The following is a 20,159-nucleotide window of genomic DNA, read 5'->3' as shown; positions in this document are numbered from 1 at the left end:
CGGGTGCGCCGGCCGGCCTCACTCGGCGTCGGCGTAGCACTCGACGACCGCCGTGGTGAACGGGAACCGGACGGGGGTGTCGCCGAAGGCGATCCGGCCGGCCCGGTCGCCCGCTGCGCGGATCGCCCCTGCCACCGCCTCGGCCTCCTCGGCCGGGCAGTGCACGATCACCTCGTCGTGCTGGAAGAACACCAGCTCGGCCCGCATCCCGGCGGTCGCCTGCCGCAGGGCGGCCAGCAGCAGCAGCGCCCAGTCGGCGGCGCTGCCCTGTACGACGAAGTTGCGGGTGAACCGGCCGCGGGCCCGGGTGTCGGTCGAGCCGTGGCCGGGGGTCCAGGACTCGTCCCGGTCCTGCGGGACCCCGGCCTCGCCGCCGGGCTCCTCGTCCGGGTCGCCGGAGCGGGCGGGCGGCGGGCAGGTGCGGCCGAGCCAGGTACGTACGAGCCGGCCCTCCTCGCCGGCCTTCGCCGCGTCGTCCACGTAGGCCACCGCGCGGGGGAAGCGGCGGCGCAGGGCGGCCAGGTTCTTCAGGCCGTCCCCCGAGGTCTGTCCGTAGACGGCGCCGAGGACGGCCAGCTTGGCCTTGTCGCGGTCGCCGGAGAAGCCCTGCCGGGAAACCGCGGTGTAGAGGTCCTCGGGCCGGCCGGCCACCTCCATGAAGGCGGGGTCGCGGGAGATCGCGGCCAGCACCCGCGGCTCCATCTGGTCGGCGTCGGCGACGACGAGCCGCCAGCCGGGGTCGGCGACGACCGCCCGGCGGATGACCTTGGGGATCTGCAGGGCGCCGCCGCCGTGGGTGACCCAGCGGCCGGTGAGGGTGCCGGCGGGGACGAACTCGGGGCGGAAGCGGCCGTCGTGGACCCAGTCGGCGAGCCAGCTCCAGCCGTGGGCGGTGTAGATGCGGTACAGCTTCTTGTACGCGATCAGCGGTGCGACGGCGGGATGGTCGAGCCCCTGGATCTCCCAGCGGCGGGTGGACTTGAGCTTGATGCCCGCCCCGGCGAAGGCCCTGACGACGTCGGCGGGCAGGTCGGGCCGCACCCGCCGGCCGAACGCGGCCGACACCTGGTCGGCCAGCTCGGCCAGCCGCCGCGGTTCGCCGCCGCCCGCGTACCGCTCGCCGAGCAGCTCGGTCAGCAGGGCGCGGTGCGCGTCGGCGCGCCAGGGCAGGCCGGCGCGGTTCATCTCGGCGGCGACGAGGAAGGCGGCGGACTCGGCGGCGACCAGCAGCCGCATCCGGTCGGGGTGCGCGGTGGCGTCCAGGCGGCGGGCCTGGTCGGCGTGGACGGCGAGCAGGGCGTCGAGCGGTACGGGTGCGGGCTGCGGATCGAACAGGGAGTCCTGGGCGCCGCGCCCGGGGGCCCGCTGGGGCGGGTCGGGCGGCACCGGTGCGCCGCTGAGCCGGGCCCAGGCGGCGGCGGCCGAGCGGGGCTCGCCGCTGCGGCCCTCGTGGCCGAGCAGCAGCAGTTCGGCGTCCTCGACGTCGTGGCAGCGCTCGACGCGGACTCCGGCGGCGAGCAGGCGGGGGTACACGGCCGCGGTGGAACGCCACACCCAGCGGGTCCCGGCCGGGGCGGCGCGCACGGCCTCGGCGGGGTCCCGGACGCGCAGCCGGGGGCCGGCCGCGGCGGCCCCCGCGGCCGGGCCGGGGCCCGCGGGCGCGGCGTGCCACCACCCGTCGCCCTCCTCGGCGAGGGCCCACCGGCCGGCGTGTTCGCTCACGGGTGCGAGTCTCCCACCGCGGTCTGACACTGCCCGGCCACCGGCGGACGGCGGGCGGGGCGGGGCTCCGGGACGGGCGCGGGCTCCGGCGCGGGCCGGGCCTCCTGTACGCGGACCCGCGCGGCCTGCCGTGGCGTACGGGCCCGGGGCTCGCCGCGCGCGTACGGGCCGGGGCGTACGGGCCGGGGCGTACGGGCCGGGGCGTACGGGCCCGGGCCCGCCGCGCGTGAGGGCCGGGACGGGGGTCGGGGCGGACATGCCAAGCTGGAGGGGTGAGAGACCTTGCCGAGACCGTCGACCGCGCCTTCGCCGCCGCCCTCTACGCCCGGGACGACACCGGGCTGGACACCGGCGCGTCGCTGCTCGCCGCCGAGCCCGCGCTCTGGCCGGGCGTGGGGCAGGAGCTGCTGGCGCGCGGGGAGGCGTACGCGCGGCAGGGCTGGGAGCGCGGCTGGCGGCCGGCCGACGTGCTCCGGCTGGTGCGCCGGGACCTGGACGAGCGGCACCTGCGGATCACCGGGGACATCGTCGCCGCGGAGGCGCGCCGCTACGCCCGCCTCCCGGAGCGCTGGACCGATGCCGAGGTGTGGTGGGGCAGCGACGAGCAGTACGCCGAGCGGCTCGCGCAGCGGGAACGGACGGACCGGTTCACGCTGGCCACCGCGGTGCTGGAGGTGTTGCGGCTGCTGGTCCGGCTGCCCTCGATCGAGCCCGTGGGCCCGCTGCCGGGCGACCCGGCGGACCTCGGGGAGCACGCCCACATCGAGCCGCGCATGCTGGGCCGCATCCGGGCCCTGCTGGCGAAGGCGGAGGCGACGAACTTCCCGGACGAGGCCGAGGCGCTCAGCGCCAAGGCCCAGGAGCTGATGGCCCGGCACACCGTGGACGAGGCGCTGCTCGCGGCGCGCGGCGGAGGCCCGGCCCGGGTGCCGGGGGCGTGCCGGATCGGGGTGGAGCCGCCGTACGAGGAGGCCAAGGCGGTGCTGCTCGACGCGGTGGCCGGCGCCAACCGCTGCCGGGCGGTGTGGAACAGCGGCTTCGAGTTCTCCACGGTGGTCGGCTTCGAGAGCGACCTGGAGGCGGTGGAGCTGCTGTACACCTCGCTGCTGGTGCAGGGCACGGCGGCGATGACCCGGGCCGAGGCCGCGCAGCGCTCCGGCGGGCGCAAGCGGACGAAGACCTTCCGGCAGTCGTTCCTGCTCGCGTACGCCAGCCGGCTCGGCCAGCGGCTCGCCGAGACGGCCGAACACACGGCCGCCGAGGCCCCCGACAACCTGCCGGCCCTCGTGGCCCGCGACATGGCCGTCACCTCGCGGGCCGACGAGATGTTCCCCCGGACCACGACGACCCGGCTGCGCGGGGCCACGGACCACGCGGGCTGGGAGGACGGCACGGCGGCCGCCGACCGGGCGCACATGGGCGGCGGGCGGCGCGACCCGCTGCCGCGTTAGCCGTACGGGACGGTGCGACCTGCTCCCGCGCGAGCCGTACGGGCCCGTACGACCCGCTGCCGCGTTAGCCGTACGGGACGGTGCGACCTGCTCCCGCGCGAGCCGTACGGACCTCGACGGGACCGGTGGGCCGGCGGGGTCCGTCACGCCGCTCCCGGCGGCCCGTTCCGGGGGCCGGGGGCGTCCTCGCCCCGCAGGGCGCGGGTCTCCGACTTCAGGATGCGCATCGACTTGCCCAGCGAACGGGCCATGTCGGGCAGCTTCTTCGACCCGAACACCAGCAGACAGACGACCAGCAGCACGAGCAGGTGCCACGGTTGGACGGCATTGCGGAACACGGCGCTCCCCCTTCGGACGCCCCCGTCGGCCCTTTCCTCCGGGGTGCGGACGGGACCATGGAACAGCCGCGGACGGCGTTCGGACAAATCTGAAGAAGTCCTGAAAGCGGTTAGGCTCGCGCCATGAGCTGGCTCCGGGCGCTGAAGCACACCGCCCGGTCCGGCATGAAGATCGAGCGGACCCGGCTGGAGCCGCTGGTCGCCCTGCGCGGCGCGGCCGGGCTGGCGATCGTCATCGCCGCCGGTCTCGCCCTGCTCGGCCCGGCCTCCGCCGCGAGCTCCGCCTTCGGTGCGTTCATGGCCGCCATCGCCTCCTTCCAGCAGAGCTGGCGGCCCCGCCCGGTGCTCGCGCTGGCCTCCGGGCTGACCCTGGCCGTCTCCACCTTCGTGGGCTACCTGGTCGGCGCCTCGCACACCGGGCTGTTCCTGGCCCTGCTCGCGGTGTGGACCTTCGCCGCGGGCCTGCTGTGGGCGGTCGGCCCCACCGCGGGGATCATCGCCTCGGGCAACGTCGCGATCATGCTGGTCACCGTCACCCTGCCCACCTCCGTGCCGCAGGCCGCCGGGCACGCGGCGATGATCGCCGCCGGCGGGGTGGTCCAGGCGCTGCTGATCGTCCTCTTCCCCATCCGCCGCTGGGGCGCGCAGCGCGACGCCCTGGCCGACGCGCTCGCCGCCGAGGCCGACTACGCCCGCCGGCTGCGGCACGACCCCGGCGCGCCCTTCGACCCGCAGCCGCTGATGCGGGCCCGGGCCGCGGCCACCGTCACCCCCCGCCAGGCCCGCCGGCGCCCCGCCGAGCTGCACGGGGCCCGGGGACTGGCCGAGCGGATCCGGCCCGTGCTGGCCTCGCTCGCCGATCCCCGCACGGCCACGGCGGCTGCGGCGGCTGCGGCGGCCCGCCGGGCCGAGGCACCGGACGACGCCCCACCCCGGACCCTGGCGCACGCCCCACTCCAGACCCCTGCCGACGCCCCCGCCGACGCCCCCGCCTCCGCCTCCGCCCCCGCCTCCGCCCCCGCCGGGGCTCCGGCCGAGGACCGGGTGCGGGAGCTGCTCGCCGCCGCCGGGTCCGTGCTGGACGCCGCGGCCCGGGCGATCCGGCACGGGGAGCCCGTCCGCGTACCCGCCCCGGCCCTCGCGGTCCTGCGCTCCCCCGACACCGCGGACCTGCTGGCCGGGGCGCCGCTGCGGGCCGCGCGCCGGCTGGCCGTGCTGCTGGACGACGTACTGGAGACGGCCGAGCCCGGCTCCGGCCGGAGCGCCGGTCCCGGGGAGGTGATGCTGCGGCCCAGCCTGTGGCGGCTGGCGCCGCGCGTCTGGGAGGCCGTACGGGCCGAGCTGCGGCCGGGGTCGCCGGTCCTCCGGCACGCCCTGCGCGTCACCGCCGTGGCCTGCGCCGGCCTGGTGATCGGCCGGGCGCTGCCGTTCGGGCACGCGTACTGGGCGCCGATGGCATCCGTGATGGTGATGCGGCCCGACTTCAGCCAGACCTACTCCCGCGCCGTGGCCCGCTTCACCGGGACCCTGGTCGGGGTCGCGGTCGCCACCGGCATCGTGCAGCTCGCCCACCCGGGCATGTACCTGTCGGGCCTGTTCGCCGTGGTCAGCGCGTACCTGATGTACGTGCTGATGCGCACCGGCTACGCCGTCTCGCAGGTCTTCGTCTCCGCCTACGTCGTCTTCCTGCTCGGCATGGGCGGCCTGCGCTGGGACCAGACCGTGCCCGACCGCGTCACCCTCACCCTGGTCGGCGGAGTCCTCGCGATGCTCGGCTACGCGCTCTACCCGGCCTGGGAGACCCCGCGGCTGCGCCACCGGCTCGCCGACTGGACCGCCGCGAACGGCCGTTACGCCGCCGCCGTGCTCGCCCAGTACGCCGACCCGGCCGGGGCCCGGCGGGCCGACGTGCGCGACACCCTGCTGGCCGCGCGCGACGCCCGCATCGCCTGGCAGGAGGCGGTGGCCCGGGCGGCCGGGGAGCCGGTGCGCCACCGCGGCCTGTCCCGGGCGGCCGCCGACGCGGCGGCCGAGGCGCTGGCGGCGCTGGGCCGGGGCACCATGCTGCTGGAGGCCCACCTGCCGGAGCGGGCCCACGCACCGGTGCCGGGCGCGGCCGGGCTGGCCGAGGCGCTGCGCACGGCGACGGAGGCGGGGGCGCAGGCGGTGCGCGAGGGCCGGGTGCCGGAGTGGGGCGCGGTCAGGGAGCTGCTGGACGAGGGGGACGGGGCGGCGGCCGGGCCGCTGCGCGGGCCGGCGGGCCGGCTGCTGGACTCCCTCGACGAGGTGTCGGAGGCACTGCGTTCCTGATGCGGTCGCGTTTGTGATCAGTACGGCACCCTCCGTGCACGTGCATCTGCCCATGCAGGCGCTTATGAACACAGCTATGATCCGGTGCAGTTGACATCTGCACTATCGGGGGCTTCCTGTGGACCACGCGTACAACGGGATGGCAGCTGCAGAACTCGCTTCCCTGTTTGAGCTGACGTGGCAGAAGAGCAGACACAGCAATTCGCAGGGTTCCTGCGTGGAGTTCGCGAGGCTGCCCGGCGGCGACGTCGCCATGCGCAACTCGCGCTTTCCGGACGGTCCGGCCCTGGTCTACACGCCGGCCGAGATCGAAGCCCTGCTGCTGGGCGTGAAGGACGGCGAGTTCGATCACCTGATCGGCTGAGGCAACAGCGCACTCATCAAGCCATGCACGTGCACCGGCCGGGATTGATCGCAGTGATCAATCCCGGCCGGTTGGCGTGTAAGGGCTGGTCGGCACCGCCGCCGCGGCGCCTCAGTCGTGCAGCAGGAACAGCGCCCAGACGACCTTGCCGGTGAGCCGCCCCGCGAGCGGGTGCCAGCCCCAGCTGTCGCTGTAGGAGTCCACCAGGAACAGCCCGCGGCCGGACTCCAGGTCGAAGTTCTCCTCGGTCCGCTCCGGCGAGAACGCGCCGCCGGGCCGGTCCTCGCTGGGGTCGCGCACGGCGCACACCAGCCGGGTGCTCCACCGCATCAGGTGCAGCCGTACCGGAGGGTCCGCGTCGGGGCAGCCGCCCCGCACTTCCTCGGGCAGGGCATGGCGCAGCGCGTTGGTGACGAGTTCGGACACGACCAGCGACACGTCGTCGAAGCGCTCGTCGAGACCCCACTGGCCGAGCGTGGACCGGGTGAAACTGCGTGCGCCGCGCACCGCTTCGAAGCGGGCCGGCAGAGCGCAGGACGCGGATCCGGACACAGCCGTGGGGTCGACCGGGGGAAGCCCCTGCCGTAACGGCTCGAGCATGGTCGATCCATTCGTCCCCATGCGAGGCACTCCCGGGATTCGCGGCCGAAGCGGCGGCTTCGACCAAAGAGAACTGCGGGGTGGGTCCGGCGCCGGCGCGAACAGCACGCAGGTGCGCGGGGACCATCGTTCCGAATGGCGCAGCCGTATGCAAGGGCAGATGCACGTGCACGCGCCGGACCTGTCCGCACCCGTGACGGTTCTTGCTCATTTCTTCCTACGCATACTTACGGACTTCTTTTCCCGCAGGCGGGATTCCGTTACAGAACGAGTACGGCCGAGTGCGTTTTGGTGGCAGACTGCGGCCCTTGGGGTACGGGGGCCCCGCTGGCTGTCCCGCCCGCGCGAAGGCGCGGAACGGGGCGCACACCATTGCGATGGGGAGGGCAGGACTAGTGACCGCAGAAGCCAGCGGTTCTGTGGTGCGCCGCATCCTCCTGGGCTCGCAGCTCAGGCGACTCCGTGAATCCCGCGGCATCACCCGCGAGGCGGCCGGCTACTCGATCCGCGCATCCGAATCGAAGATCAGCCGCTTGGAGTTGGGAAGGGTGAGCTTCAAGTCCAGGGACGTAGAGGACCTCCTCACGCTCTACGGGGTCACGGACAACGCCGAGCGGGAGTCCCTCCTGGGGCTGGTGCGCGAGGCCAACGCCACGGGGTGGTGGCACAGTTACGGCGACGTGCTGCCCGGGTGGTTCCAGACCTACATCGGACTGGAGGGAGCCGCCTCCCTCATCCGCATCTACGAGGTGCAGTTCGTCCACGGCCTGCTGCAGACCGAGGCGTACGCCCAGGCCGTCGTCCGGCGCGGCATGCCCGGCGCCACCTCCGCCGAGATCGACCGCCGGGTCGCCCTGCGCCTGGAGCGGCAGAAGGTCCTCGTCTCCGAGAGCGCCCCGGTCTTCCACGCCGTCCTCGACGAGGCCGCGCTGCGCCGCCCGTACGGCGACCGCGACGTCATGCGGGGGCAGCTGGAGCACCTCATCGAGATCTCCCAGCGGCCGAACGTCCAGCTCCAGGTGATGCCGTTCTCCTTCGGCGGCCACGCGGGCGAGAGCGGAGCCTTCACCCTGCTGCGCTTCCCCGAGTCGGACCTTCAGGACATCGTCTATCTGGAACAGCTCACCAGCGCCCTCTACCTGGACAAGGACGAGGAAGTGGGTCAGTACGGCCGGGCGATGGAGCGGCTCCAGTCCGACTGCCCCGATCCCGACCGGACCAGGGATCTTCTTCGCGGCCTGCTCCAACTGTCTTGATTCGCACGTAGTATGACGTCTGATCAGTGCATGATGACCGATCGGTCTCCGGTGCAGCGCACGGGTGCGCGCTCGCAGTAAGGGATGGCATGTCCATATTCAGCGACCTGGCTCACCAGTACATCGACGGCGAATGGCTGGCCGGCACCGGTTCGTGGGACATCATCGACGTCAATCCCTACAACGGCGAGAAGCTGGCCGCCATCACCGTGGCCACCGTCGAGCAGGTGGACCAGGCCTACCGCGGCGCCGAGCGCGCGCAGCGGGAGTGGGCCGCCACCAGCCCCTACGCCAGACGCGAGGTCCTGGAACGCGCCCTGCGGATCACCGGGGAGCGCGCGGACGAGATCGCCGAGGCGATGATCGACGAGCTCGGCGGGACCCGTCCCAAGGCCGAGTACGAGGTCCACAGCGCGATGGAGTTCATCCGCGAGGCGATCCAGCTGGCCGTGCGCCCCGAGGGCCGCATCCTGGCCTCGCCCGTCGCGGGCAAGGAGAACCGGGTCCAGCGCCTCCCGGTCGGCGTCGTCACGGTGATCAGCCCGTTCAACTTCCCGTTCCTGGTCACCCTCAAGTCCGTGGCCCCGGCCCTGGCCCTGGGCAACGCGGTGGTGATCAAGCCGAACCAGAACGCGCCCGTGGTCGGCGGCGGGGTCATCGCCAAGATCTTCGAGGACGCCGGGCTCCCGGCCGGCCTGCTGAACGTGCTGGTCACCGACATAGCGGAGATCGGCGACGCGCTGCTGACCCACCCCGTCCCCAAGGTCATCTCCTTCGCCGGGTCGGACCGGGTCGGCCGGCACGTCGGCGCCGTCGCCGCCCGCCACTTCAAGCGGACCGTCCTGGAGCTCAGCGGCAACAGCGCGCTGGTCGTCCTGGACGACGCGGACCTGGACTACGCGGTGGACGCGGCCGTCTTCAGCCGGTTCGTCTACCAGGGCCAGGTCTGCATGGCGGCCAACCGCATCCTGGTCGACGCCTCCGTGGCGGAGGAGTTCACCGAGAAGTTCACCGCCCGCGTCCGCGCCCTGAAGACGGGCGATCCGCACGAGGCCGACACCCACATCGGCCCGCTGATCAACTCCTTCCAGGCCGATGCCCTGACCGCCCTCGTGGACCGGGCCGTCGCGGAGGGCGCGCAGGCGCTCGTCCGCGGGTCTACGCGCGGCAACCTGGTGGAGCCGACCGTGCTGGCCGGCCTCCCCGAGGACTCGCCGCTGCTCGGGCAGGAGATCTTCGGCCCGGTGGCCCTGCTGGTGGTCTTCGACGGCGAGGACGAGGCCGTACGGCTGACCAACGCGACCCCGTACGGGCTCAGCGGCGCCGTGCACACCCGGGACGTGGAGCGGGGCGTGCGCTTCGCCCAGCGGATCGAGACCGGGATGATCCACGTCAACGACTCCACGATCGGGGACGAGCCGCTGGCGGCGTTCGGCGGGGAGAAGGCCTCGGGGCTGGGCCGGCTGAACGGCGAGGCCACGGTCGAGGCCTTCACCACCACGAAGTGGATCTCCGTCCAGCACGGCCGGACGCACTTCCCGTTCTGACACCCGATCGGCCTAGACTCGGCCGGGCGTACGCGGCGCCCGCCCGGGGGAGAGCAAGTTGAGCAACATACCCGAGACCGGCCGGACCCCTCGGGTCCAGAACCGGCTCGTCGTCATCCAGATCGTCGTCTTCTCGCTCCTGCTCACCCTGGGCGGAAGGCTCTGGTACCTGCAGATACGCAACGGCCAGGAGTACACGGACGAGGCGAAGAACAACCATCTCCAACAGGTCGTCCAGCCCGCCGTCCGCGGGTCGATCCTCGACTCGCGCGGGGTGCCGCTCGCCGACAGCCAGACCCACCTGGTGGTCTCCGCCAGCCGGACCGAGCTGCTCAAGATGAAGGACCGCGGCGCCGGGGTCCTGACCCGCCTGGCCGGGGTGCTGGGCATGGAGCCGCAGGAGGTCATCGACACGGTCCGGCTCTGCGACGCCAAGACGCCGCAGCCCTGCTGGAACGGTTCGCCGTACCAGCCGATCCCGGTCAGCGACGAGGCCACCACCGAACAGGCCCTCCAGATCCACGAGCACGCCGAGGACTTCCCCGGGATCACCGCCGAGCCCACCGCGATGCGCCGCTACGCGGGACCGGACGGGGCCAACACCTCCCAGGTGCTCGGCTACCTCTCCCCGGTCACCGACGAGGAGATCGCCAAGGCGAAGAAGACCGACTCGCCCTACCTGCGCTCCGACCAGGTCGGCCGCTCCGGTCTGGAGCGCACGTACGACAAGGAGCTGCGGGGCAAGGCGGGCATCACCCGCTACGAGGTGGACAACCTCGGGCGGGTCACCGGGCAGGGGCAGACCGACAAGTCGCAGCCCGGGTCGAACGTCGTGACCTCGATCGACGCGCGGGTGCAGGCGGTGGCCGAGCGCGAGCTGAACAACGCGATGATCGAGGCCCGCAAGACCTACGACAAGAACACGGGCAAGAACTACCTGGCCGACTCCGGTTCCGTCGTCGTCATGGAGGCCAAGACCGGCCGTGTCGTCGCGATGGCGTCGAACCCGACCTACGACCCGAACGCCTGGGTGGGCGGGATCTCCGGCAAGGACTACGCCAAGCTCACCGACAAGAAGTCGAACTACCCGCTGCTGAACCGGGCGATCCAGGGGCAGGCGGCCCCCGGCTCCATCTTCAAGGTCGTCTCCTCGACCGCCGCGGTGAACGCCGGCTACCCCTTCGACCGGCGCTACCCCTGCCCCAGCGCGTACTCGGTGGGCAGCCAGACCTTCACCAACTTCGAGTCGCAGGGCTACGGCGACATCACCATCGGCCGGGCCCTGGAGGTCTCCTGCGACACGGTGTACTACGCCATCGCGGACCAGGAGTGGAAGAAGGACGGCGGGATCAACCCGAAGAAGACGCCGAACGACTGGTTCTTCAAGACGGCCCACGAGTTCGGCCTCGGCAAGCCCACCGGCATCGACCTCCCGAACGAGGTCCCCGGCCGGGTCCCCGACCGCAAGTGGAAGCAGGACTTCTTCGAGGCGAACAAGGCCGCCTGGTGCCGGGACGGCAAGAAGAACGGCTCGTTCGCCGAGAAGATCGCCTACGAGAACTGCCGCGAGGGCAACCAGATGCGCGAGGGCGACGCGATCAACTACTCGATCGGCCAGGGCGACACCCTCGTCACGCCGGTCCAGATGGCCTCGGTCTACGCGGCGATCGCCAACGGCGGCACCCTCCACCAGCCCAGCGTGGGCAAGGCCGTGGTCAGCGCCGACGGCACCTCGGTCCGGGAGATCGCCCCGAAGGTCCAGGGCAGGCTGCCGATGGACGCCGAGACCCGCGAGGACATCGACGGGGCCCTCGCCTCGGTGGCCACCACCGGCAGCGCGGCCTGGCGGTTCGTCGGCTGGCCGCAGAAGCAGATCCCGATGCACGCCAAGACCGGCACCGCCGAGGTCCAGGGCAAGCAGACCACCTCGTGGTTCGCCTCGTACACCGAGGACTACTCGATCGTCATGACGATCTCCCAGGGCGGTACGGGCTCCGGCGCGTCGGGTCCGGCGGTCCGCAAGATCTACGAGGCCATGTACGGGCTGGACGAGAAGGGCGCCCAGGACCTCTCCAAGGCCCTGCTGCCCAAGCCGGCCACCGCGCTGCCGGCGGTGCGGCCGGACGGCGAGAATCCCGCGTCCTGACCGCAGTAGCGGACAGAACCCGACCGCAGGGCTCCGTAGCGTGGTCCTCGAAGCCGTCGAAGCGGGAGAGAGACCCGCTTCGACCCTCACGCGAGCAACGGAAGCAGGCGGTCGGTCATGGCTGAGGTGTCCCTGGAAGTCCCCGGTGACGAGCGCGGCACGCTCCTCTCCTTCGTCGAGGCCCAGCGGGCCGCGCTGCGCGAGGCGGCGCGGGGGCTGACGGCGGAGCAGGCGTCGAGCAGCCCGAGCGCCAGCGCGCTCTCGGTGGGCGGGCTGCTCAAGCACGTGGCCGAGTGCGAGCTGGGCTGGCTGCGGATGGCGCAGCGCCGCCCGAGCGAGCGGGAGCGGACCCGGGAGGCGTACCAGGAGGGCTTCCGGCTTGCCGAGGGGGAGTCCGTGGCCTCGGTGCTGGAGTTCTGGGACGGGGTCGCGCGCGAGACGGAGGCCTTCATCGCCGCCGTCCCGAGCCTCGACGACACCTTCCCGCTGCCGCCGGCGCCCTGGTTCCCCGAGAACGGCAAGGTCTCGATGCGCTGGCTGCTGCTGCACCTGGTGGAGGAGTTCGCCCGGCACGCGGGGCACGCGGACATCGTCCGCGAGACGCTCGACGGCACCCGCGCGATGGGCTGATCCCGCGCCGGGCGGCGGCCCGGAGCAGCTCGGGCACATCGGCGAGATCACGCACCGCCGGCTGACCGCCGCCGCCCGCCGGACTTGCACCTCACGCGACGTGAGGGACCACAGTGAGGGGCGTACCCGAGGAAGAGGAGCGGAAGAGATGGGCTACTCCGTGGGCCAGGTCGCCGGTTTCGCCGGAGTGACGGTGCGCACCCTGCACCACTACGACGAGATCGGTCTGCTCTCCCCGAGCGGCCGCAGCCACGCGGGCCACCGGCGGTACGACGACGCCGACCTGGACCGGCTGCAGCGGATCCTGTTCCACCGGGAGCTCGGCTTCCCCCTCGACGAGGTCGCGGTCCTGCTGGACGACCCCGAGACGGACGCGCGGGAGCACCTGCGCCGGCAGCACGCGCTGCTGTCCGACCGGATCGCCCGGCTCCAGCGGATGGCCGAGGCCGTGGAGCGCGCCATGGAGGCGAAGAAGATGGGCATCAACCTCACCCCCGAGGAGAAGTTCGAGGTCTTCGGGGACCACGACCCCGAGCGGTACGCCGAGGAGGTGGAGCGGCGCTGGGGCGCGACCGACGCCTACGCGCAGTCCCGGCGCCGGGCCGCCTCGATGACGAAGGAGGACTGGGAGCGGGCCCGGGACCTGGCCGACGACATCGACCGGCGGCTGGCCGGGCTGATGGAGGCGGGCGCCGCCGCCGATTCGGAGCCGGCCATGGACCTGGCGGAGGAGCACCGCGGCTGGATCGACGGGCACGCCTACACCTGCTCGTACGCGATGCACACCTGCCTCGGCGAGATGTACGCGGCCGACGAGCGCTTCACCGCGCACTACGACGCCGTCCGCCCGGGGCTGGCGGTGTTCCTGCGCGACGCGATCACCGCCAACGCGGTGCGGGCGGCGGCGTAGCGCGCCCCGGCCGGTGCGCGGGCGGCCCGGCCGGGCCGGCTCCCGGCCGGTGCGCGCCCGCGTGCGGGCCGGGGGTCAGTCTCCGGTGTTGGTGGCCCAGACGGGCTGGTTGGAGCTGTTGTAGACGACGACGTTGCCGTCGTCCTGGACGGCGAGGTAGCGGCCCTTGTGCCAGGTCCCGGCGGCCCAGATGGGCTGGCCGGAGCGGTTGTAGATGACGAAGTTGCCGTCCTCCTGCATCACCAGGTGGTCGGCGTTGGGGTAGACGTTCGGGGCCTGCCAGGCGGGCCGGTTGTCCTTGTAGACGACGACGTTGCCGTCGCTCTGGACGCGCAGGGCGGTCCGGCCGTTGCCGGAGGTCCACGCCTGGTTCCTGCCGAGGGTGGCGGGGGCGTAGAAGCGGGAGTCGCTGCGCTGCGCCTCCCGGGTGTGGGCGCCGCGGGCGGCGGGGCCGCTGCCGGTGTCCGAGGCGTCGGCGGCCGGGACGGAGGCGAGTACGGGCAGGAGGGCGAGGGCGAGCGCGGGGAGGCCGCGCCGCAGGAGGTTCTTGGTCACAGCACGGATTTAGGGCCTCGGGAGAGCCCGGGGACAGGGGCGGCGCCCGGAATTCCCCCGTATGGGCGTGCTTTTTCCCTGCCGAAACGGCACTGCGCACCAGCCGTCGCGGGCCGCCGGGGACGGTCGGCCGGTCGGGAACGGAACCCGCACAACCCCCCTCCGGTACCTGGAACTGGGCGGGGGGCGCGTGCGTTGATAATTGAGACCGCCCCTATCCGCCTGCCTCCGCCGGCACCCCCCCGATCCAGGAGAGTCCGGAACCCGTGTACACGCTTGCGCTCGGCCCTGAGTGGCTGTCCCCGGACTATCTGATTTCGAATTTCGGATTGATCGGGATCCTGGTCATCGTCTTCGCGGAGTCGGGACTCTTCGCGTTCCTCCCCGGTGACTCCCTGCTGTTCACGGCCGGCCTGCTGGTCGCCGACGGGCAGTACATCTCGCAGCCGCTGTGGCTGGTCTGCACCCTGATCGTGGCCGCCGCGATCATCGGTGACCAGGTCGGCTACATGATCGGCAAATACTTCGGGCCGAAGCTCTTCAACCGGCCCAACTCCAAGCTGTTCAAGCGGGAGAACCTCGACAAGGCCCACGAGTTCATGGACCGGCACGGCCCCAAGGCCATCGTGCTCGCCCGGTTCGTGCCGATCATCCGCACCTTCGCCCCGATGGTCGCCGGCGCCGGCTCGATGAAGTACCGCACCTTCCTGACGTACAACGTCATCGGCGGCATCGGCTGGGGCGCGGGCGTCACGGTCGCCGGCTACTGGCTCGGCCAGATCACCTTCATCAAGGAGAACATCGAGCCGATCCTCGTCGGCATCGTCCTCGTCTCGGTCCTCCCGGTGGTCTACGAGGTGCTCAAGGCCCGCAAGGAGAGCAAGGCCAAGGCCGCCGAGGCCCCGGCCGACTCCGCCGGCCCCGACGCCCCCGGTCCGCAGACGCCGGGCGGCGGCCAGCGCGGCCGCCACGCCAAGCGCTAGGGCACGGGACACCGCCCCGCACCGCCCCGCACCACCCGTACGCCCCGGAGGCCGCCAGCGCCCCGGGGCGTCCGTGCGTGCGGGTGCGGGTGCGGGTGCGGGTGCGGTCGGGGAGGGGGCGGTCGTACGGGCGCGGGGGAGGCGGCCTAGAAGCCGCGGGTGCGCTTCGCCGCACGGCGCTTGGCGGCGCTCGCGGCCCCCGGGATGCGCATGAACAGCCGCGAGGCCTCCGAGCCCAGGTTGACCCCGATCGCGATGGCCAGCGCGATGGCCGCGGCGTTCGTCAGCGAGCCCAGCCCCTCGTTCAGCCGGTTCTGGGCGATCAGCAGCAGTCCGTAGTACGTCGCCGAACCCGGCAGCAGCGGTCCGATGGCCGCCGTCACGTACGGCAGGGCGGAGGCGAACCGGTAACGGGAGAAGAGCTGCCCGAAGAGGCCGACCAGCCCGGCCGCGACCGCCGTGGACGGCACCGGCGGGATGCCGCCCGCGTAGTGCAGGGCCCCGAACGTGGCCCAGGCGATCCCGCCGTTGAGCGTCACGATCCACACGGTGGAGCGCTCCTGCTGGAGCAGGATCGCGAACGTGAACACCAGCACCATCGAGGCCGCGATCTGGATCAGCGGCCGCTGCTGGATCTGGAGCACCTCCTCCGGCCTGGGGGAGGAGTGGACCTGCAGGCCGACGTAGAGCACGACCAGCACGCCCATGATGATCCCGATGAAGAGGTACATGACCTCCAGCAGCCGGGCGGACGCGGTGATGTAGTAGCCCGTCAGACCGTCCTGCACCGCCGCGACCAGGGCCCGCCCGGGCAGCAGCGCGAACAGCCCACCGGTGATCACGGCGGAGGCCTTGACGTCGATCCCCGTCATGTCCAGGGCCACGCCGAGGGCGGCGGGCGGCATCGCGGCCACCACGAACTGGTAGAACTCCGGCAGCCCGCGCCCGGCGCACAGCCAGGCCAGCCGGTCGCCGAGCACGGCGCCGATCGCGGCCGCGAAGAAGACGAGCACTCCGCCGCCGACGAGGGTGGAGGCGGCTCCGGCGAGCAGTCCGGCCGAGGCCGTCAGCATCCAGCCGGGGTACGGGTGCCGGTTGCGGCGGATCTCGGCGAGCCGCCGGTAGGCCTCCTCCAGCGACACGTCGACCTCGGGGTTGCTGAGGTCGTCCACGAGCCGGAAGACGGCGGAGAGCCGGTTGTAGTCGGTGCCGCGCCGGCGCACGGTCCGGTTGGCCGAGACGGGGTGGTCCACCAGCGAGGGCTGGTGGGTGATGGACAGCATGGTGAAGGTGACGGTCGGCTCGCAGCGGTCCAGACCGTACGAGCGGGCGACAGCGAACATCGCCGCCTCCACGTCCTCGGCGCCCTCGCCGCCCGCCAGCAGCAGCTCGCCGATGCGCAGCGTCAGGTCGAGCACGCGGCCCACGGCGGGCCCGGCGTCGCTCTGCTTCTGCACCAGGTCGGGCACGGGCCGGACGTCGACCGGCATGCGCAGCATGGTGCGCATCCGGTCCTGCCAGGGGGACTCCTTGAGCCGGGCGACCGGGAAGCCCTGGCCGGGGGTGTACGCCGGCGGGGAGTGCTGGGCGCTGTACGTGGCGGGGTGGGCGAACGCCGAGCCCTCCGGTTCCACCGGGAGGCTCTCGAAGCCCGCGGGGACCGCGAACTCGGAGGTCGGCTGGTCCTCCTCCTGCCCCTCCGGCTCCATCCCGGGCGGGGGTGTGAAGGCACTGCGCGCCTCGTCGGACTGAGGCTTCCTGTCCTCGGTCCCGTCGGCTTCCGCCACGCGTCCTCCCGTCCGTGATCACCCGCGGTATCAGTATGCGGAATCGTTCCGTCCCCGTCGCCCGGGCCGTCCCGGCAGGCCCGCGGGCGGGGGCCGGGCCCCGCCCGCGGCCCCCGCGCCGACCCGTCCCCGGCCGGTAACGCACAGCGGGCGGCACCCCCGTGAGGGGTGCCGCCCGCTGTCGTGCCCCGGCCGCCGGGGGGCATCCCCCCGCGGGCCCGGATCACCGGCAGAACCTAGTGCTGGCCGCCCTGGGCCGCTAGGCGCTTGTACGAGTTCTCGATCTCGGCCTCGGCCTCGGTGCGGCCGACCCAGTTCGCGCCCTCGACCGACTTGCCCGGCTCCAGGTCCTTGTAGACCTCGAAGAAGTGCTGGATCTCCAGGCGGTCGAACTCGGACACGTGGTGGATGTCGCGCAGGTGCTCGACGCGCGGGTCGGAGGCCGGCACGCAGAGCAGCTTGTCGTCACCGCCCGCCTCGTCCGTCATGCGGAACATGCCGATGGCGCGGCACTTGATCAGGCAGCCCGGGAAGGTCGGCTCGTCGAGGATGACCAGCGCGTCCAGCGGGTCGCCGTCCTCGCCGAGGGTGTTCTCGACGAAGCCGTAGTCGGCCGGGTAGCTGGTCGAGGTGAAGAGGCGACGGTCCAGACGGATCCGGCCGGTCTCGTGGTCCACCTCGTACTTGTTCCGCGAACCCTTGGGGATCTCGATGGTGACGTCGAACTCCACGTCCTGCTCCTCCATGCTCAGCTTCATCGCTCGAGTGATAGCGCGTCCGGCCCAGCCCTGCCGGGTGGGGTGCCATGCTCGCGGCAAGACGCAGTGGTTAAGTGTCCCTCACGCAGGTGTGTGATCGCGAAAGGGGCTGGTCCGAGGTGCCATTGGTCAAGACGTGGCAGCTCATCGCGGGGTCGGCCGTCGCCGGCCTCGCCCTGTCGGTGACGGCGGTGGCCGCCGCCGGTCCTTGGGACTCGGGCCAGCGTAAGGCCGAGCGCGACAGGGCTGCCTCCTGGATCGTCGGGGGTGGCGCAGATCACGCCGGCGGGCGCGCGCCGCAGGCCGCGCCCAGCGCCCCCGGGGTGCTCGGCGCCGTCGGCGCGGGTACGGGGTCCGGGCAGGCGGCCGCCTCCTCCGACGGGCTCGCCGCGGCGCTGGCCCCGCTCCTCGCCGACCGGGCGCTGGGCACCGTCCGCACCGCCTCCGTCGTCGACACGGCCACCGGGCAGGTGCTCTACGAGTCCGGGGCGCGGGACGCCATGACCCCCGCCTCCACCGTCAAGATCGCCACCGCGGCGGCCGCGCTCGCCGCCCTCGGCCCCGAGCACCGGATCAGGACCACCGTCGTCCCGGGCACCGCTCCCGGGCAGATCGTGCTGGTCGGTGGCGGCGACCCCTCGCTGACCGCCCGGAAGAAGGCGCCCGCCGGGTCGGGCGGCAGCCTCGTCGCGCTGGCCGCCGACACCGCCCGGGCGCTCAAGGCGGCCGGTACCGCCTCGGTGAGCCTCGGCTACGACGACTCCCTCTACACCGGGCCCGCCCGCCACCCGATCGGCGTCAACCCCAACATCGCGCTGGTCACCGCCCTGACGGCCGACGAGGGCCGTACCGACGAGTCCGCCTCCGGTCCGGTGGACCGGGTCGAGGACCCGTCCGGGGAGGCCGCGCGCGCCTTCGCCGCCCTGCTGGCCGAGCGCGGGGTGAAGGTGACCGGCGAGCCCGTCCGCGCCCGGCCCGCCGAGGGCGCCCAGCCGCTGGCCACCACCCGCTCCACCCCGCTGGCCGGCCTGGTCGAGCGGATGCTGACCAACAGCGACAACGACATCGCCGAGGCCCTCGCCCGGCAGACCGCGCTCGCCTCCGGCCAGCCCGCCAGCTTCGAGGGCGCCGAGAAGGCCGTCGCGGCCCGGCTGGCCGGCCTCGGCCTGGACGTCGCCGGCTCCCGCTTCGCCGACGGCAGCGGCCTGGCCCGCGCCGACAAGGTCAGCGCCGGCCTGCTGACCGGGGTGCTGGCCAAGGCCGCCGGCCCGGACCACCCGGAGCTGCGGCCGGTCCTGACCGGGCTGCCGGTCGCCGGATTCACCGGAACCCTGCGCTCCCGCAACGCCGGCACCTCCCCGGCCGCGGGACTGCTGCGGGCCAAGACCGGCACCCTGACCGGGGTGAACTCCCTCGCGGGGACCGTCGTGGACCCTTCCGGCCGACTGCTCGCCTTCGCCTTCCTGACCGCGAACAGCCCCGGCGCCGAGGGCGCGGAGAAGGGCCTCGACAAGCTGGCCGCGGCGGTGGCGGCCACGCCGTAGGGCGCCCCGGCCCCGCGGCCGCGCTCCGAGGGGGTCCGTACGCGGGCCGGTCCACGTACGGTTGACGCATGACGAGCATCAGTGGTGCGGAGATGGTCGACTGGAACCTCGCGGTGGCGACCGCGACCCGGCTGGTGCGCCCCGGCCCGGAGGTCGGCCGGGACGAGGCCCGGGCCGTCGTCGCGGAGCTGCGCGGGCACGCCAGGACCTCGGAACGGCACGTGCGCGAGTACACCCGGATGATGCCCGAGGGCCTCGTCCTGCCCGACACGCCCGTCCTCGTCGTCGACAGGGCCGGCTGGGTCAAGGCGAACGTGGCGGGCTTCCGGGCGCTGCTGCAGCCGCTGCTCGGCAAGATGCAGGACCGCCGCGCGGGCACCCCGGGCGCCGCGGTCCTCGGCGCGGTCGGCGGCAAGGTCACCGGTGTCGAGCTGGGGATGCTGCTGAGCTTCCTGGCCTCCCGGGTGCTCGGCCAGTACGAGACCTTCGCCCCGGCCTCCCGCGACCTGCCGGGCTCGGTGGCGGGCGGCGGGCGACTGCTGCTCGTGGCGCCGAACATCGTGCACGTCGAGCGCGAGCTGGAGGTGAACCCGCACGACTTCCGGCTGTGGGTCTGCCTGCACGAGGAGACACACCGTACGCAGTTCACGGCCGTCCCGTGGCTCCGGGACCACCTGGAGGGCGAAATCCAGACGTTCCTGGGCGCCACCGAGATGGACCCCTCGACCGTGCTGGAGCGCCTGCGCGAGGCCGCGCAGTCCTTCACCGGAGCCCGTCCCGACGCCGAGCGCGGCGAGGACGGCCGCTCCCTCGTCGAGCTCGTGCAGACCCCCGAGCAGCGCGAGGTGCTGGGCCGGCTCACCGCCGTCATGTCCCTCCTGGAGGGCCACGCCGACTACGTCATGGACGGGGTCGGGCCCCAGGTGGTGCCTTCCGTCGCCGAGATCCGCGAGAAGTTCCAGCAGCGCAGGGCCAGTGGGGCGGGCCGGCTCGACGCCACCCTGCGCAAGCTGCTGGGCCTGGACGCCAAGCTGCGCCAGTACCGCGACGGCGAGCGCTTCGTGCGGGCCGTCGTGGAGCAGGTCGGCATGGAGGGCTTCAACCGCGTGTGGACCTCTCCGAACACACTGCCGACCAAGGCGGAGATCGCCAGGCCCGCGGACTGGGTGGCCCGGGTGCACCGCAAGGGGAGCGAAGGAAGTGAACGGGAGTGACGCAGGGGGCGTAAACATGACCCACTGGGGGAAGCAGCGTCACC

Annotated in this window: 16 protein-coding genes and 1 pseudogene; 11 read left to right on the top strand and 6 right to left on the bottom strand. The window is 73.4% G+C overall.

The annotated features are described in order from the left end of the window. Positions 1-18: 18 nt before the first annotated feature. Complete coding sequence (locus CP968_RS15270) at positions 19-1,722, bottom strand: bifunctional 3'-5' exonuclease/DNA polymerase (protein ID WP_150518537.1); 1,704 nt, start codon at positions 1,720-1,722, stop codon at positions 19-21. A 272-nt stretch (positions 1,723-1,994) separates the two neighbouring features. Between CP968_RS15270 and CP968_RS15265 the strand changes: the two genes are divergently transcribed. Continuing rightward, positions 1,995-3,173 carry a DUF2786 domain-containing protein gene (locus CP968_RS15265; protein ID WP_150518536.1) on the top strand — a complete coding sequence of 393 codons (1,179 nt, stop codon included), beginning with the start codon at positions 1,995-1,997 and terminating at the stop codon, positions 3,171-3,173. 143 nt (positions 3,174-3,316) lie between these two features. Here the strand turns inward: CP968_RS15265 and tatA are convergent, their stop codons facing one another. Further along, entirely contained in the window at positions 3,317-3,511 is a 195-nt protein-coding gene (gene tatA / locus CP968_RS34085) for a Sec-independent protein translocase subunit TatA (protein WP_167536806.1), read from the bottom strand. 123 nt (positions 3,512-3,634) lie between these two features. Here tatA and CP968_RS15255 point away from each other — a divergent pair, with 123 nt between their 5' ends. Together CP968_RS15255 and CP968_RS15250 are read left to right on the top strand one after the other, a co-directional pair. Then, the gene (locus tag CP968_RS15255; RefSeq protein WP_150518534.1) at positions 3,635-5,821 is read left to right on the top strand and encodes an FUSC family protein; all 2,187 of its coding nucleotides are present in this window, start codon (positions 3,635-3,637) and stop codon (positions 5,819-5,821) included. A 118-nt stretch (positions 5,822-5,939) separates the two neighbouring features. Then, positions 5,940-6,185 (top strand): DUF397 domain-containing protein, encoded by a 246-nt coding sequence (locus tag CP968_RS15250; protein WP_069920830.1) that lies wholly within the window; start codon positions 5,940-5,942, stop codon positions 6,183-6,185. A gap of 111 nt (positions 6,186-6,296) precedes the next feature. On the opposite strand, the gene CP968_RS15245 is transcribed toward CP968_RS15250, so the two are convergent. Next, positions 6,297-6,806: an ATP-binding protein gene (locus tag CP968_RS15245; protein ID WP_150518533.1), complete on the bottom strand. Its 510-nt coding sequence runs from the start codon at positions 6,804-6,806 to the stop codon at positions 6,297-6,299. 356 nt (positions 6,807-7,162) lie between these two features. On the opposite strand from CP968_RS15245, the gene CP968_RS15240 reads away from it, so the two are divergent. The 5 genes and pseudogenes from CP968_RS15240 to CP968_RS15220 all read left to right on the top strand — a co-directional run bounded on the left by CP968_RS15240 (position 7,163) and on the right by CP968_RS15220 (position 13,274). Then, positions 7,163-8,041, top strand: coding sequence for a helix-turn-helix domain-containing protein (locus tag CP968_RS15240; protein WP_150518532.1), 879 nt, complete (start codon positions 7,163-7,165; stop codon positions 8,039-8,041). An 89-nt stretch (positions 8,042-8,130) separates the two neighbouring features. Beyond that, on the top strand, positions 8,131-9,588 hold the full coding sequence (locus tag CP968_RS15235; protein WP_150518531.1) for an aldehyde dehydrogenase family protein: 1,458 nt from the start codon (positions 8,131-8,133) through the stop codon (positions 9,586-9,588). A 58-nt stretch (positions 9,589-9,646) separates the two neighbouring features. After that, positions 9,647-11,716: pseudogene (gene mrdA / locus CP968_RS15230) on the top strand (penicillin-binding protein 2); the annotation flags it as partial. A 135-nt stretch (positions 11,717-11,851) separates the two neighbouring features. Further along, positions 11,852-12,364 carry a DinB family protein gene (locus tag CP968_RS15225; RefSeq protein ID WP_150518529.1) on the top strand — a complete coding sequence of 171 codons (513 nt, stop codon included), beginning with the start codon at positions 11,852-11,854 and terminating at the stop codon, positions 12,362-12,364. A 148-nt stretch (positions 12,365-12,512) separates the two neighbouring features. Continuing rightward, positions 12,513-13,274, top strand: a complete 762-nt coding sequence (locus CP968_RS15220; RefSeq protein WP_150518528.1) for a MerR family transcriptional regulator — start codon at positions 12,513-12,515, stop codon at positions 13,272-13,274. 75 nt (positions 13,275-13,349) lie between these two features. Here the strand turns inward: CP968_RS15220 and CP968_RS15215 are convergent, their stop codons facing one another. After that, the gene (locus tag CP968_RS15215; protein WP_150518527.1) at positions 13,350-13,829 is read right to left on the bottom strand and encodes a hypothetical protein; all 480 of its coding nucleotides are present in this window, start codon (positions 13,827-13,829) and stop codon (positions 13,350-13,352) included. 329 nt (positions 13,830-14,158) lie between these two features. Here CP968_RS15215 and CP968_RS15210 point away from each other — a divergent pair, with 329 nt between their 5' ends. Continuing rightward, positions 14,159-14,812, top strand: coding sequence for a VTT domain-containing protein (locus CP968_RS15210; protein WP_229886739.1), 654 nt, complete (start codon positions 14,159-14,161; stop codon positions 14,810-14,812). Between the two features lie 146 nt (positions 14,813-14,958). Here the strand turns inward: CP968_RS15210 and CP968_RS15205 are convergent, their stop codons facing one another. Beyond that, positions 14,959-16,599 (bottom strand): threonine/serine exporter family protein, encoded by a 1,641-nt coding sequence (locus tag CP968_RS15205; RefSeq protein ID WP_229886741.1) that lies wholly within the window; start codon positions 16,597-16,599, stop codon positions 14,959-14,961. A 236-nt stretch (positions 16,600-16,835) separates the two neighbouring features. Further along, positions 16,836-17,330, bottom strand: coding sequence for an inorganic diphosphatase (locus CP968_RS15200; protein ID WP_150521928.1), 495 nt, complete (start codon positions 17,328-17,330; stop codon positions 16,836-16,838). 146 nt (positions 17,331-17,476) lie between these two features. On the opposite strand from CP968_RS15200, the gene dacB reads away from it, so the two are divergent. Continuing rightward, on the top strand, positions 17,477-18,901 hold the full coding sequence (gene dacB, locus CP968_RS15195) for a D-alanyl-D-alanine carboxypeptidase/D-alanyl-D-alanine endopeptidase (protein ID WP_150518525.1): 1,425 nt from the start codon (positions 17,477-17,479) through the stop codon (positions 18,899-18,901). 68 nt (positions 18,902-18,969) lie between these two features. Next, positions 18,970-20,115 (top strand): zinc-dependent metalloprotease, encoded by a 1,146-nt coding sequence (locus CP968_RS15190; RefSeq protein WP_150518524.1) that lies wholly within the window; start codon positions 18,970-18,972, stop codon positions 20,113-20,115. Positions 20,116-20,159: the final 44 nt, after the last annotated feature.

Origin of the sequence: Streptomyces subrutilus (assembly GCF_008704535.1) — a bacterium.
GTDB classification, from domain to species: domain Bacteria; phylum Actinomycetota; class Actinomycetes; order Streptomycetales; family Streptomycetaceae; genus Streptomyces; species Streptomyces subrutilus.
This window is presented reverse-complemented; position numbering and strand designations above follow the sequence as displayed.